Source organism: Candidatus Methanoprimaticola sp. MG2 (genome assembly GCF_047501175.1).
Taxonomy (GTDB): Archaea; Thermoplasmatota; Thermoplasmata; order Methanomassiliicoccales; family Methanomethylophilaceae; genus Methanoprimaticola.
Genome location: NZ_JBEQWH010000002.1, coordinates 195,635 through 209,244 on the forward strand (window position 1 = coordinate 195,635; position 13,610 = coordinate 209,244).

Below are 13,610 nucleotides of genomic sequence, written 5' to 3' on the forward strand. Positions count from 1 at the left end.
ACACCCCATGCGCGCGTGTTTATAAGGGATTTCGTCCCCGGACCATGTCCAGGAAGTATTGGTGGACCGTATCGTCCTCCGTCAGCTCGGGATGGAAGGAGGTCGCGAGCTGGTTCCCGTACCTGACCGCGACGGGGACCCCGCCGCACTCGCACAGGACGCGCACCCCGTCCCCCACACGCGTGACCATGGGGGCGCGGATGAACTCCAGGGGGATCTCGGCCCCCGAATCGAAGACCCCGCGGGACGAGAAGCTCCCCAGCTGCCTGCCGTAGGCGTTCCTCCTGACGCCGATGGGCATGGTGGCCAGGTGCTCCGTACCGCCCTCGACCCCGTCCGCGAGGAGTATCATCCCCGCACAGGTCCCGAACACCGGGATGCCCCCATCGATCATCTCCCTGATGCGGTCGAACATCCCCAGGTCGCGGAGCAGCTTGCCCATGACTGTGCTCTCCCCGCCGGGGATCACCATGGCGTCCAGACCCCTGTCCAGGTCCGCGGCCTTCCTGATCTCGAAGCATTCTGCGCCCAGACGCCCCAGGGACCGCTCGTGCTCGGCGAAGGCGCCCTGTACAGCGAGCACCCCGACCCTGCTCATTGGCCGCGCTCCGCCATGCGGATGTTCTCGAGCTTGTCGATCTCGTCCCTGTTGATCCCGACCATCGCCTCGCCCAGGTCCTCGGACACTTCGGCGAGGACCTTCGGGTCGTTGTAGTCCGTTACCGCGCGCACTATGGCCGCGGCCCTCTTCTGGGGATTGCCGGACTTGAATATGCCGGATCCGACGAACACCCCCTCGGCCCCGAGCTGCATCATCAGTGCCGCGTCCGCAGGGGTGGCGACCCCTCCGGCCGCGAAGTTGACGACGGGGAGCCTCCCGCTGTTATGGACCTCGAACGCCAGGTCGAGGGGGACCTGGATCTTCTTCGCATACTCGTAGACCTCGTCATCGCTGAGGGAGACGAGGTCGCGAATCTGCCTGTTCATCGTCCTCATGTGGGACACGGCCTGGATGACGTCCCCTGTGCCGGGCTCCCCCTTGGTCCTGATCATGGACGCGCCCTCGCCGATGCGCCTGAGGGCCTCGCCGAGGTCCCTGGCACCGCAGACGAAGGGCACCTTGAACTGCCTCTTGTCTATGTGATAGATGTCGTCGGCGGGAGAGAGCACCTCGCTCTCGTCGATGTAATCGATCTCGATGGCCTGGAGGATCTGGGCCTCTGCGAAGTGTCCTATCCTGCACTTGGCCATGACCGGGATGGACACCGCGTCCTGGATCCCCCTGATCATCTTGGGATCGGACATCCTCGATACGCCACCGGCCGCACGTATGTCGGCGGGGATCCTCTCCAGGGCCATGACCGCGCATGCCCCGGCCTCCTCCGCGATCCTGGCCTGCTCAGGGGTCGTGACGTCCATGATGACGCCGCCCTTCAGCATCTGTGCCAACTCCTTGTTCAGAACGTACCTGTCGCTACTCTCGCCGACCATTCCAGAATCTCCTGCCGCTTCCCGCGACAGAGGTCGTAAATGGCTTTTATTATTTGATTGTTCACACAATTAAATTCATCATTATACAATTATATACAATAATATTCGTTTTAAGACGTTATATCTGTCGATCAGCGATGAACCGGCCTCGCTCGTCGTCCCTTCCCTCCATGTCCTTCGGGATGGTGATAGTGACGTCCACCAGGTCGCCCTCGGCCACTCCGAGCATCTCCATGTAGCTCTTGAGGACCGTTATGTAGCGGGCGTTCCCGCGCTTCGTGATCTCTGCAGGGAACGTTATCGATGTCCTTCTTCTCTCGGCCATGTTATCTGTGAAGAATCTCCCGCACATCCATCCGTATAACCCGTATATAATATGTATCCTGTGTATCAATACTAACAGAATAATCCGCTGAAAATCACATAATGATGACACCTGGTCTCATTATATACGAGCACGATATCGGAAACATTGCCAGGGTGGAAGTCCGCGTACGAGGACTTCCCGTCCTTGCACACGGGCTTCCGTCCTGAGAAATCCGAGGAGGTGAGAGACACGTCCGAAGAGAAGAAGGACCAGAGCCCATATCTGCAAATCGCGGCCCTGGTCCTGAGTTTTGTTCGACTGATCGTCGAACTACTCAAATAAACCACTTACGACTGCCTTCGGGCGGTCGGTCATGATTCTGACATATCACTTGTCTTGCTTAATATAAAAACCTAACTCGCCTCCTCCTATGATTCCTGAAAACTGGAAATCTACAACCCCACTCACGGAATGGATCGATGTCCCCTCAGCAAACTACACCCCTGGATACAGGTGATACACGGATGATCACAAAGTGGAAGTCTGCGTACAAGGTCTTCCGGCCTTTGTACGCGGACTCCTGCCCTGGGAATCCCAGGGAATGAGTTTGTCCGAAGAGAAGAAGGACCAGAGCCTGCAGCTGCAAATCGCGGCCCTGGTCCTGAGCATCATTCGGCTGATCGTCGAACTACTCAAGTAAACCACTTACGGCCGCCGTCAGGCGATCGATTTCGGTTCAGATATACGATTGCATATCCAATATAAAAACCTTGACCGGATGTCAGAAAGCAACGGACTCATCCCTCGATCGTCCTCTCCCTGACCTCCTCCTCCCCGAAGACCGGGTCGTCGGAGGACTTCTCCCTGGAGACCAGCAGGAGCGCCACGGCGACCATCGCGAACACCGTCATGAGCCCCCATACGGCGGAGAAGTTCTCCAGGGAGTACGTGGTCCCGATGATGTACCCGGAGACGGTCGTGCCGATGCTCGCACCCAGGAAGAGGAATATGTTCGCCGCGGACACGGCGGTCCCGGAGACGGCCACGGGATACCATTCCTTGATCGTGGCGAACGTCAGGGTCATGAAACCGCCGAAGAACCCGAACAGGAAGCTGACGGCGAACCAGAACCCGTAGCTCTCTATGCGTCCGGCGAACACGAAGAGGACCACCCACGTCAGCGCGAACGCAGCGGTCCCGAGGACCATGGCCCTCCTCTTGGACCTTATTATGCCCCTGGTGGTCAGGGCCCCGATCGCCACGGTGCTCATGATCTTCCCGATCCCGAGGACGGTGACCATCCATGCCGCCGATATCGCGAAGTCGTAGACGGAGTCGAAGTACTTGACTGCCCAGGTCCCCTGGAACGTCATTATGGACCCGTAGACGAGGAAATACGCGAGGGCGCACGGCCAGAACCTCCTGCCCCCGGACATCACGATGCGGAGCCCGGTCAGCACCGGGACCCTCGCCTTGGTCGAGTCCCCCGTGGAACCCTCCACGTCCTCGGTCGACGGGAGTCCGCGCTCGCTCGGATGGTCCCTGATGACCACCATGCACGCCACCGCGAGGACCAGCGTGACGACGCCCAGGATGAGGAACACGTCCCTCCATCCCACCGCCTCGGCCAGCAGGCTGAGCGGTCCGGACGCGGCGATGGCGCCGACGTTCCCCACCGCGATCACCACCCCGCTGAGGACGGCGAAGTCCTGCTTCGGGAACCATACGGATATGAGCTTCATCAACGGGACGTAGGCCACGGCCATCCCCGCGGCGATCATCATCTTCCCGAGGACCATCATCCAGAACTCCGTCCCCGCGAAGGTCAGGAGCGATCCCGCGGACGCTATGACGAGGAACACGGTGCAGGCCACGCGCGGACCGAAGCGGTCGGTCAGGAGCCCGCACGGGATCTGCATGGCGGTGTACGTCCAGAAGTAGACGCTGCTGAGGATCCCGATGGTCCCTCCGACCTCCTCCACTATGTCGGAACCGACGACGCTGACGGACATCCTGTGGAAGTACACGAAGAAGTAGCCGACGGTGAGGACGGCGAATATCGCCCACCTGTGTCTCCACAGGCGGCGCATGACATCTTCCGGGTAGCCGTCGGACATGGTTCGCGGAACCGTGAAACATTATTTATAACTCGGGTATCAGAGCTTCGGCCCCTCGATTCATGACCCGTTGCCGCAATCGCGCCCCACGTCCCCGCCGCGGAGATGGGAGACCAGCTCGTCCGTCGTCGAGAGTGCGGACAGGACGCATGCCAAAGAACATATCGGGACCAGGGCCTGGGTGCCCATGGCGAACGGCACGACGAAGACCAGGAGCCCCGACGCCTTGTTGAGGACCGAGTGCTTCGGTTCGACGGACCCCGTCCTGACCGCGCACGCCGCATAGGCGAGCGCGCGGACCGCGGCTATCGCGACCGCCACGACCCATATGGCCGGCGGGAGCTCGTCCGACAGAATCGGGAGCAGTGCGACGAGGGCCATCCCGTAGAACACTATGTCCGCGACGGTGTCCAGCCGTGCGCCGGACCTGCTCTCCGCATGCGTGCGCCTGGCGACCGTGCCGTCCAGGACGTCGCTGAGGCCACATGACACGTAGACCGCGAAGAACGGGACGGACAATGGGTCCGTGAACAGCAGCCCGACGGAGGACAGCATGCGGAATAACGATAGACCGTCCGCCAACCTCCCCGTACGCCGTCCCGATGCCATCCGATGCCCTGCGGACGTATCGTCTTCTCCGATATAGGCGTTGCATCGGTCGCCGCCGGCGGGACTCACTCGCACTTCGCGTCGAAATGACGGGCCAGGTTCGTGTAGATCTCCCTGACCTCGAACGAATCCATGTCCAGCGTCCCGTCCTTCTGCATCAGCTGGTTCTCGAACCTGTTGACCAGGCACAGGAGCCTCCCCTTGTGGGTGAGGGAGTATACCGGGACCTTCTGGCCCTTCTCGCGGATGCGGGTCTCCAGTGCGCCGCACCCGGTGAGCTCCGTGAGGAGGCGCGGTATCCTGACCCTCGACCCGGACAGCCGGTACAGGTCCGACTCGATGACCTCCCCTGAGTCGGATATGGTGCTCAAGACACTTGCGAGGAGTTCCCTATCTGTGACGGTCTCCCTATATTTCGCAGTCATGGACGATATAAATACCGTTTCAATAAAACCAGATTTTTTCTTAAATTGTGTAGCGTGTAACAAATTGATTAACATTTAATACATTTAAGATGATACAACGCCACAGGATGTTCACCTCATCCGGCCCGGAGGTAGCCCATGCCCGCAGAGAAGTTCCAGGTCTCCCGCAGAACGCTGGTCGTTCTGGCAGTCGCGGTAGTATCCGTTTCCGCGTTCGTAGGATACCTCTGGGACCGTAACGGCGGGTCGCTGGACTTCTCCGACACGGATGTCATGATCGTGATCTCCGGGTCCATGGACGGGGAGCCCCGGACGCAGTACGAGATATCCACCATCCCCCTCGGGAGCATGGTGTTCGTCAGGGACGTCCCCTCGGACCCCGCAGGGAAGGAGGGGTTCTACTCCTCGCTGAGGGTCGGCGACGTTCTGACCTTCGACTACGAGCATCCCGTCTCCCACGAGACGATGGTCGTCACCCACCGCATCATCGACATCTCGGAGTCCGGGGGGACGTACACGTACACCCTCAAGGGGGACTCCATCGCGGACGACCCCACCAACGGCTCGGTCCAGGTCGTCACGTCCCAATCGGGGGACGTCATCGGGAAGGTCGTCGGCGTGTCCCACTGGATGGGGGAGCTCGTGGTGTTCCTGTCCACATGGACCGGGAAGGCATGCCTCATCCTGATACCGTGTGCGATACTGATCGTCTCGGAGGTCAGGAGCATCCTGCGCAACGCGAGGGAGCTCAGGGAGGGATCGGAAGATGACTGACAGACGCAAGATCGCGGTGGCGGTCATCATCGCCGCCCTGGCCGTCACGACGGCGGCGATAGTGCTTTATCCGCACGGCATAGAGGTGGAGATCGAAGGGGAGGGGACCGTCACCCCCTCGGACGGCTCGATCAGGTTCTATCAGGACATCGAGTTCTCGCTGGAACCCGCCGCGGGCTGGCACGTCGGGGAGGTGACCCTCGACGGGAAGGATGTCGAGGTCGTCGACGGGAAGGTCGCCGTCTCGGCCTCGGCGTTGGACTTCTCCACCATGAGATTGAAGGTCACGTTCGTCCAGGGATCCCCGGAGGACGTCCGCTCGCTCACCGTCAGATCCAACGAGGGGGGTTCGACGGACCCCCACGGGACCGTGGAGTACGCGAAGGGAACGACAGTCTCCGTGTCCATCGTACCCGACGACGGATACGGGATATCCGGGATCACCGTCGACGGGAAGGCCGTCGGGGCCGTTGACGAACTGAGCGTCACGATGGACTCGGACCACGTCGTCGAGGTCACGTTCGCTCCGGTGAAGACGTACACCATAACCGCGTCCGCAGGGTCCGGAGGGTCCATCTCCCCCAGCGGTCCGGTGGAGGTCCGTGCGGGAGAGGACATCACGTTCACGGCGAGAGCGCACTCCGACTACTCGGTGTCGTACCTGATGGTGGACGGAAAGAGGGTGTCCGGGAAGACCTCGTACACCTTCTCGGACGTCGATTCGGACCACACCATAAGCGTGGTGTTCAGGTACACCGGCGGATCGGGCCCGGTGACCCCATCCGAGCCTACCCTCGAGAGGATAGAGGTCACGAGGAACCCCGACAGGATGGCCTACACAGTGGGACAGACCTTCGACCCTACCGGCATGGTCATCAGGGCGACCTATTCCGACGGCTCCGCCCGCGACATCTCCAGCGGCTATTCGTTCAGTCCGGGGATGTTCGCGCAGGCCGGGGACCAGACGGTCACCGTATCATACGGCGGGAAGACCTGTACCCTGGAGGTGTCCGTGACATCCGGCCAGAGCCTCACCGTCAGCGTGACGTCGTACAGGGGAACGATGGTGGATGCCTCGGGGAACATCGTCGGGTTCGACGACGGCGGGGTCCCGTACGGTCTGAACGACCTCCACACACGCACGGAGGGGATCGTCCCCGGGATCGAGCAGACCATAAGGCTGAAGGTGACCAACGACGGCGGGACCGACCTGCACGCGTTCGTGTTCGTCAAGGACCTGGTGTGCGACGGCGACTCGCTCGCCGACCAGATATTCCTCTCATCAGGGTCCAGCAAAGTGCCGGTGTCCTCGGCGAACGCGGAGACGGTGACCTCCGAGAGCGCGTTCCTGGACCTCGGCATGATCTCGGGAGGTCAGTTCACGGAGTTCGAGTTGACCTTAAGCTTCCCGTCCTCCAGCGACAACAACGACGCAATGGGGGAGACTATCAGTTTCGACCTGGGCGTGTTCGCCTCTGAATCGGTGGAGGAATCGCCATGAGACGCCCACTGATCATCCTTATGGTAGCCACGATCCTCATGGCGACGCTCATCTCACAGATAGAGATCACCAAGTCCTGGTACTCAGACACGGAAGAAGCAGATATCGAAGTCTCGATCATGATGATCGAGATAACCGATTCCAACAACAACGAGGTATCTCCCGAGACTGCGGATGGCCCCTGGAGCTGGACGCTGTCCGCAGGGACGTATACGATTGTTCCAACAGTGAACGTATCGTTCTCAAGCACGGCAGAGATAAGTCCAGCGACAGACGGAACCCTCGGAACCGACGGCAGAAGCCTCTCGATTGTTTCAGGGCAGCCATGCACCATCACCCTTGCAGCTGGAACGACCCTGACTCTGACATCCCCGCATACCGGGACATCATCCTGAATCACACTCCATCAGCCACGGCTCCCGACAGGGAGGATGAGGCGCATCCCAGTATGCGTCCGTGGCAACCGCACGACCCTGGGAAGAGTTCTGGAGTCGGAAAAACCGGCCGTTGCTCGGAAAAAGAGAGCACGGCCGTCTCCGAAAGAAAAAGGAGGGAAACAAGAAATGAAGACAGAATACAAAGCGGTCATCGCCTCGGTGATGGTCCTCGCGCTCTGCCTCTGCGCCGTGGGAGGGGTCACATACTCATGGTTCTCCGACACGGAACAGGCCGACGTGAGCATCACTGCAGGAACGATTGATCTCGCCATGGGAAACGAATCCATCTCAATCCAATCATACGGTGGAGCTGAGAAACCCCTGAGTTCTGGTGTATCAACAAGCACCGATCTCGGTGGAACCGTCACATACACGAAGGATGAAACTCAAAGTACCACGAAATTCATGATAACATTCACTAACGCCGCACCTGGCGATAAAGTGATTGTTAAGATACCGACGTTTGGAATCACAAACACTGTAAATGCTGCATACATCGAGACCTATTCTATCGGTGCTCCGAGTGGAGTCACAAACCCGTTCAAGATAACAGGAATTGAAGACACCGCGAGGCAGATCAGCGCCCCAGGTAACGAGAATCAACAGACATATGACCGCTCATCAGATATTACAATCGAAGTGGACTCCGCAATGGGTACGGAGATCATGGGGAAAGCTTTCACGATTACTTTGAAGTTCTCAGCATATCAGAGCAACATGCCGAATCCGCCGTCGAGTGCCGTCAATACAATAGCTAGCGGGACTGTCTCGAGCGGTAACCTGAACTTGAACGTCGCTACCAGTGATGGAAAAAGTGCAACGATTTCAATCGAGAATCAGACCAGTTTATCAGATATAATCGTAACCGCAGAGACCACAACGAACGATGATTCCGCGTACACCCTTGGGGCTGATGTCGAAGTCCTCGGAGGAGTGAAGGTCACCGCCAAGGATACGAGCGGGAATAAGGATCTTTCAGGCATCCCTGTGAATGTCAGCATATCTGTACCTGGAGATTATACCGGGAGTACACTCATAATCTATCACGGTGAAGAGGTTTTCACTGCAGTGACTGTTAATAGTACAGATGTGAATAATGGAGTGACCACCATTAATTTCACAACGACGGAAGGATTCTCCCCCTATTTCCTAGCAAAGACCAAGGACAATGCGATTATAGCGACAACAGGTGGGACTGGATACGAAACGCTCACGGGAGCAATTGCAGCCGTCAAGGATGGAGGCACCGTTATCCTCATGCAAGATTCGGCTGGTGATGGAATCGGTCTGTATGCGAACCCTAACAGTTCCAAGGGCCAGATAATGACTAAGAGCTTCACTCTTGACCTCAACGGCTACACATATGTCGTGACCGGGGGTGCACAAGGCTCGAGCGGAACGGAGAACCAAGCGATTCATCTCGAGAAACCGACGAATGGCAATGTCGATATAGTGATAAAGAATGGTAAGGTGACAACGAATGATGCAAGTGAACTGCTCAGGGTCATACAGAACTACACGAACCTCACACTAGACAATGTGGTCGTGGATGGTACAAGGCTGAACCAAGAGGTTGCCGATGATGTGAGATACGTAGTTTCTAATAACTGCGGAGACAGTGTTTTCAAGAATGGAACGGAAATAATCACATCGGGAAATGATATCGCGTTCGATGTTTACCACTGGGCGTACAGCGATGGCAGTATAACTCCGTACGCTAATCTAGGGGTTAGTGTAACGATAGATGAGTCATTCCGTACTTCTGGAAAAGTGGAAATTGCACAGGGCTCTGGAGATCTATCGAATTGGACTGGTGGATTCCTTGCTAGGTTGATCCTCCCCGATGGCAACGTGATCGATTACGCCACCGACGTACATCTGATTTACAGCAGTGACGATCTGGACTTCTTGATCGTGACTGGTTCCAACGGTAAAACGTGGTACCAGGTGAGTAACGACATGAGCTTCGTCTTCATGGATAACATCACCGCAGATGGAATCAAAACAGAAGCGAATGTAACATTCTATCTGAACGGACACACGTACAATATCGATGGCACCGTTGGTTCCAGCGGTACCGAAACGAACGGGTTCCAACTACTGAGCAATGGGCAACCTGATTACACCGCATACGACGTAGCATTCGTGAACGGAGTAGTCAAGTCATCAAAAGCATCAATAATGATTCAGAACTACAGCAACCTTACCCTGGACAATGTAATCGCAGACGGTACAAATCTGCAGAATGGAAATCCTCCAGGATGTTACACCGTTTCAAACAATAACGGAAACATAGTGTTCAAGAACGGGACGAAGATCATTGCCAAATCTGATGGATCTACAACAAAACATTACGCATTCGATGTCTGCGGATACAGCGTGTATCCTGCAGTGAGTGTGACGATAGCCGACGCATCCGTCATCATCGAAGGGAATATAGAAATTTCAGCTAGCGCCAACCATACTGGAACATACAAACTTATCGGTCTGAACGACTCTAATTCCGATGGAACACCTGATGAGTTCTCCGAATTCGGAGTATATGTTGCCTCTAATGGAATCATCACAAAAGTCACCACGACGTCCGTGTAATCTAAAACCGGGCCTTTAGGCCCTTCTTTAACCAAAATAGAATATGAACACGATGCTCCGTAAGGAGAATGATAAACGAAACAAGATAACCTGTTGGAAAAATTGTTATAAAGATATCAAAGAATGCCATTGGAGAAATATCTTATAATTCTCCCCCTCCGAAGACAAGCATTTATCCGTTCGGTATTCGCCCAATCTTGACAGACACAGACCCCTTACCTCGAACAATTTTAACAATTAATGGTGACATTATTATTGATCTGGTGTTTATTTGTAAGAACTAAAAACATTAAACTCACAATGACCGACATCACATAATAGACCACACAAGTAAATAACGGCGAAGAAGATGCGGGAGCAGACATGAGCGCCTTGAACAGAGACGTAGAGCCGATGGAGTGGGCAAAGTTCGTCATCCGCAACAGGGACGAGATGCAGTACATCGAAGCCTACTCGATCTTCATCCACGAAGCCAGGGACAGCAATCCCGAGGCGGAGTACTGTCTCGGCCTCATGTACGCCAGGGGCCAGGGGATCTCCAAGGAGTACGCCGCCGCGCTCTCATGGTTCCAGAAGTCGTACGACCACGGGTTCCTGAGCTCCGGATACTTCCTGGGGAAGATGTACCTCCTCGGGATGGGCACCGACAAGGACGTCGTGATCGCGAAGAAGTACTTCGAATCCGTGGCGTTCCAGGACGCCAGGGCGATGTACGAGCTCGGACTCCTCTACTTCACGGACAAGGACCTCCCCCGGGACCTCCAGAGGTCCGCGGAATGGATGGGGAAGGCCGCCGAGGCGGGAAACGCCGAGGCCCAGTTCATCCTCGGACAGTTCTACAAGACTGGCGCCGGGGTGGAGAAGAGCGGGGACGATGCGGTCAAATGGCTGTCCGCCGCGGCCAAGAACAGGCACAAGGGAGCCCAGATCCTTCTGGGGAACATGTACAGGACCGGCGACCTCGTGGACGTCGACCTCACCGAGTCGGACCGCTGGTACGACATGGCGGACGGCAAGAGCAACGTCAGGCGCTGAGCCGGACGCCCGTTCAACCGAATTATTATGGGACGCGCCCCGACGCGCATGCATCGGGACCGCATCCGAGAAGGTGTTGATGGAGGCCGCCGGGAAATCCCGGACGACCCCTGGTGTGTTTATCCGGACCTCACTTGAGTCCGATGATCCTGCCGTCGTCGGTGAGGTCCATCCTCATCGCGGCGGGGACCTTGGGGAGCCCGGGCATGAGGGTGAGCGTACCGCACGCGGGGACGATGAACCCTGCCCCGGCGGAGAGCATGACCTCCCTGACGCTGAGCGTCCATCCCCTGGGCGCGCCCTTGAGCTTGGAATCGTCCGTCAGGGACGCCTGGGTCTTGGCTATGCACACCGGCAGGTTGCCGTAACCGTCCGCCTCCATCTGCGCGATGGACTTCTCCGCGTCCTTGGAGTACGTGACCGAACCGGCGCCGTAGATCCTCGTGGCGACCGCCTCGATCTTGTCCTTGATGGGGGCGTCCACATCGTACAGGAAGTGGAAGTCGGGCTTCACGTTGTCGAGCACGTCGATGACGGTGTTGGCCAGGTCGATGGCCCCCTCCCCTCCCTTGACGAACGCCTCGGAGAACGCGCACCTGACGCCGATGTCCCTGCAGTGGCCCATGACGATGTCCATCTCCTCCTGGCTGTCGTGCGCGAAGCGGTTGACGGCCACGACGACGGGGACCCCGTAGGAGGACATGTTCTCGATGTGCTTGTCGAGGTTGCACAGCCCGTCCCTCAGGGCCTGCTCGGTCATGGTGGACTCGTCGGTGAGGACCGCCCCGCCGTGGGTCATGAGCGCCCTTATGGACGCGACGATGACGACGCAGTCCGGCCTCAGGCCGGACTCCCTGCAGACGATGTCCATGTACTTCTCTCCCCCGAGGTCGGAGGCGAACCCCGCCTCGGTGATGACGTAGTCCCCGAGCCTCAGCGCGGCCTTGGTGGCGATGATGCTGTTGGTCCCGTGGGCGATGTTGGCGAACGGGAACCCGTGGACGAACACGGGCTGTCCCTCGAAGGTCTGCACGAGGTTGGGATTGATGGCGTCCTTGAGGAGGACCATCATCGCCCCGACGCACTTCAGGTCGGCGACGGTGACGGGCTTCCCGTCGTAGGTGTACGCGACGACCATCCTCTCGAGCCTCCTGCGGAGGTCCGCACGGTCCACGGACAGTGCGAGGATGGCGGATATCTCAGAGGCGGACGTTATGAGGAACCCGGCCTCGTGGGGGACCCCTCCCAGGATCCTGTCCTTCCCGAGGCCCGTCACGATGTTCCTCAGCTCACGGGCGTTGATGTCCATGGCCTTCTTCAGGACGACCTTCGTGGGGTCGATGTTGAGCGCGTTGTCCCTCACGAGCTCGTTGTCGATGATCGCGGACAGGAGGTTGTGGGCCGCGGTGACGGCATGGATGTCCCCGGTGAAGTGGAGGTCGATGTCCCACATGGGGTAGACCTGGGAATAGCCTCCGCCGGTCGCACCGCCCTTGATGCCGAAGGTCGGACCGATGGACGGCTCCCTGAGGGCACCGACGACCTTCTTCCCGAGCCTCCCGAGGCCCTGTATGAGTCCGATGGTGGTGACCGTCTTCCCCTCCCCGGCGGGAGTGGGTGTAATGGCTGAAACAACTACGAGTTTACCGGTCTTGTCTCCGCAGATCTTGTCAAGGTTGTCGAACGGGACCTTTGCGATGTACTTTCCGTACGGCTCGATGTCGTCCTCCGTGAGTCCTATGGAGGCTGCTACCTCTTTGATCGGCTTCACAATGGCGGACTGAGCTATCTCGATGTCATCCATGAGAAAACGTACAGGCCGGCTCATTATAACGTTTGGCCAGGAGACCGTGCCACAGGCGCCTGGACAGTCGCTGGACGGGTCGGTTTTCCCGATGTCCCCGTACGGATCCGGGCGTTTCACGTACTGTTAGGCATACAGTGTATTTCTGTAGGATTACCCTTTTTAAATTTCATATATCCATCTAATTTTTTAGGATTAACTAATTTTAAATACTTTTTAGGAATACCTCAAATCATGAGTCTGATAGGCAGGCGCAGCATCAGCGCCCAAAGCGGACACGACTCTGTCCCAAAGGACCACACGGACGGGCAGTCGGGGATCCCGGTGTCCATATCGAGGTCCGGCGAGAAGGGGACGATCGTGAGCATATCCGGCAAGGAGGAGGTCAGGCGCTTCCTCGCCGAGCTCGGGTTCACCACGGGCACGGAGATAGAGACCGTGAGCCAATCCGCCGGGAACATTATCCTCGACGTGAAGGGCTCCAAGATAGCGATCGACAGACAGATGGCGAACAGGAT

Annotated in this window: 12 protein-coding genes and 1 pseudogene; 6 read left to right on the plus strand and 7 right to left on the minus strand. The window is 57.9% G+C overall.

What is annotated here, in order from left to right; all coding sequences use genetic code 11:
- Window positions 1-19 precede the first annotated feature (19 nt).
- From pdxT to V5D86_RS02305, 6 genes are all read right to left on the minus strand, one after another.
- Window positions 20-598, minus strand: coding sequence for a pyridoxal 5'-phosphate synthase glutaminase subunit PdxT (pdxT, locus tag V5D86_RS02280; protein WP_414595073.1), 579 nt, complete (start codon window positions 596-598; stop codon window positions 20-22).
- A complete protein-coding gene (gene pdxS, locus V5D86_RS02285; protein WP_414595074.1) occupies window positions 595-1,491 on the minus strand; it encodes a pyridoxal 5'-phosphate synthase lyase subunit PdxS in 897 nt (298 codons plus the stop codon). Before pdxS ends, pdxT begins: the two co-directional genes overlap by 4 nt.
- A gap of 118 nt (window positions 1,492-1,609) precedes the next feature.
- A complete protein-coding gene (locus V5D86_RS02290; RefSeq protein ID WP_414595075.1) occupies window positions 1,610-1,816 on the minus strand; it encodes a hypothetical protein in 207 nt (68 codons plus the stop codon).
- Window positions 1,817-2,595: 779 nt separating this feature from the next.
- Complete coding sequence (locus V5D86_RS02295) at window positions 2,596-3,915, minus strand: MFS transporter (protein ID WP_414595076.1); 1,320 nt, start codon at window positions 3,913-3,915, stop codon at window positions 2,596-2,598.
- 60 nt (window positions 3,916-3,975) lie between these two features.
- Entirely contained in the window at window positions 3,976-4,524 is a 549-nt protein-coding gene (locus V5D86_RS02300; RefSeq protein WP_414595077.1) for a CDP-alcohol phosphatidyltransferase family protein, read from the minus strand.
- 65 nt (window positions 4,525-4,589) lie between these two features.
- Window positions 4,590-4,949, minus strand: coding sequence for a hypothetical protein (locus tag V5D86_RS02305; RefSeq protein WP_414595078.1), 360 nt, complete (start codon window positions 4,947-4,949; stop codon window positions 4,590-4,592).
- Window positions 4,950-5,087: 138 nt separating this feature from the next.
- Here V5D86_RS02305 and V5D86_RS02310 point away from each other — a divergent pair, with 138 nt between their 5' ends.
- The 5 genes from V5D86_RS02310 to V5D86_RS02330 all read left to right on the plus strand — a co-directional run bounded on the left by V5D86_RS02310 (window position 5,088) and on the right by V5D86_RS02330 (window position 11,288).
- Window positions 5,088-5,723 (plus strand): hypothetical protein, encoded by a 636-nt coding sequence (locus V5D86_RS02310; protein WP_414595079.1) that lies wholly within the window; start codon window positions 5,088-5,090, stop codon window positions 5,721-5,723.
- Window positions 5,716-7,224 (plus strand): InlB B-repeat-containing protein, encoded by a 1,509-nt coding sequence (locus tag V5D86_RS02315; RefSeq protein ID WP_414595080.1) that lies wholly within the window; start codon window positions 5,716-5,718, stop codon window positions 7,222-7,224. Before V5D86_RS02310 ends, V5D86_RS02315 begins: the two co-directional genes overlap by 8 nt.
- Window positions 7,221-7,619 (plus strand): hypothetical protein, encoded by a 399-nt coding sequence (locus V5D86_RS02320; protein ID WP_414595081.1) that lies wholly within the window; start codon window positions 7,221-7,223, stop codon window positions 7,617-7,619. The genes V5D86_RS02315 and V5D86_RS02320 overlap by 4 nt, the downstream gene beginning before the upstream one ends.
- Window positions 7,620-7,787: 168 nt before the next feature.
- A complete protein-coding gene (locus V5D86_RS02325) occupies window positions 7,788-10,253 on the plus strand; it encodes a TasA family protein (protein ID WP_414595082.1) in 2,466 nt (821 codons plus the stop codon).
- A gap of 363 nt (window positions 10,254-10,616) precedes the next feature.
- Window positions 10,617-11,288 (plus strand): tetratricopeptide repeat protein, encoded by a 672-nt coding sequence (locus V5D86_RS02330; protein ID WP_414595083.1) that lies wholly within the window; start codon window positions 10,617-10,619, stop codon window positions 11,286-11,288.
- 130 nt (window positions 11,289-11,418) lie between these two features.
- Here the strand turns inward: V5D86_RS02330 and V5D86_RS02335 are convergent, their stop codons facing one another.
- Window positions 11,419-13,092 carry a formate--tetrahydrofolate ligase gene (locus V5D86_RS02335; protein ID WP_414595084.1) on the minus strand — a complete coding sequence of 558 codons (1,674 nt, stop codon included), beginning with the start codon at window positions 13,090-13,092 and terminating at the stop codon, window positions 11,419-11,421.
- Between the two features lie 234 nt (window positions 13,093-13,326).
- On the opposite strand from V5D86_RS02335, the pseudogene V5D86_RS02340 reads away from it, so the two are divergent.
- Window positions 13,327-13,560 (plus strand): annotated as a pseudogene (locus V5D86_RS02340) (FeoA family protein); the annotation flags it as partial.
- Window positions 13,561-13,610: the final 50 nt, after the last annotated feature.

Excerpts from the sequence above, each read along its gene's own strand:
- V5D86_RS02335 (WP_414595084.1), bottom strand. The coding sequence starts at position 13,092 with ATGGATGACATCGAGATAGCTCAGTCCGCCATTGTGAAGCCGATCAAA.
- V5D86_RS02330 (WP_414595083.1), top strand. The coding sequence starts at position 10,617 with ATGAGCGCCTTGAACAGAGACGTAGAGCCGATGGAGTGGGCAAAGTTC.
- V5D86_RS02310 (WP_414595079.1), top strand. The coding sequence starts at position 5,088 with ATGCCCGCAGAGAAGTTCCAGGTCTCCCGCAGAACGCTGGTCGTTCTG.
- V5D86_RS02305 (WP_414595078.1), bottom strand. The coding sequence starts at position 4,949 with ATGACTGCGAAATATAGGGAGACCGTCACAGATAGGGAACTCCTCGCA.
- V5D86_RS02290 (WP_414595075.1), bottom strand. The coding sequence starts at position 1,816 with ATGGCCGAGAGAAGAAGGACATCGATAACGTTCCCTGCAGAGATCACG.
- V5D86_RS02320 (WP_414595081.1), top strand. The coding sequence starts at position 7,221 with ATGAGACGCCCACTGATCATCCTTATGGTAGCCACGATCCTCATGGCG.
- V5D86_RS02300 (WP_414595077.1), bottom strand. The coding sequence starts at position 4,524 with ATGGCATCGGGACGGCGTACGGGGAGGTTGGCGGACGGTCTATCGTTA.
- V5D86_RS02325 (WP_414595082.1), top strand. The coding sequence starts at position 7,788 with ATGAAGACAGAATACAAAGCGGTCATCGCCTCGGTGATGGTCCTCGCG.
- V5D86_RS02315 (WP_414595080.1), top strand. The coding sequence starts at position 5,716 with ATGACTGACAGACGCAAGATCGCGGTGGCGGTCATCATCGCCGCCCTG.
- pdxT (WP_414595073.1), bottom strand. The coding sequence starts at position 598 with ATGAGCAGGGTCGGGGTGCTCGCTGTACAGGGCGCCTTCGCCGAGCAC.
- pdxS (WP_414595074.1), bottom strand. The coding sequence starts at position 1,491 with ATGGTCGGCGAGAGTAGCGACAGGTACGTTCTGAACAAGGAGTTGGCA.
- V5D86_RS02295 (WP_414595076.1), bottom strand. The coding sequence starts at position 3,915 with ATGTCCGACGGCTACCCGGAAGATGTCATGCGCCGCCTGTGGAGACAC.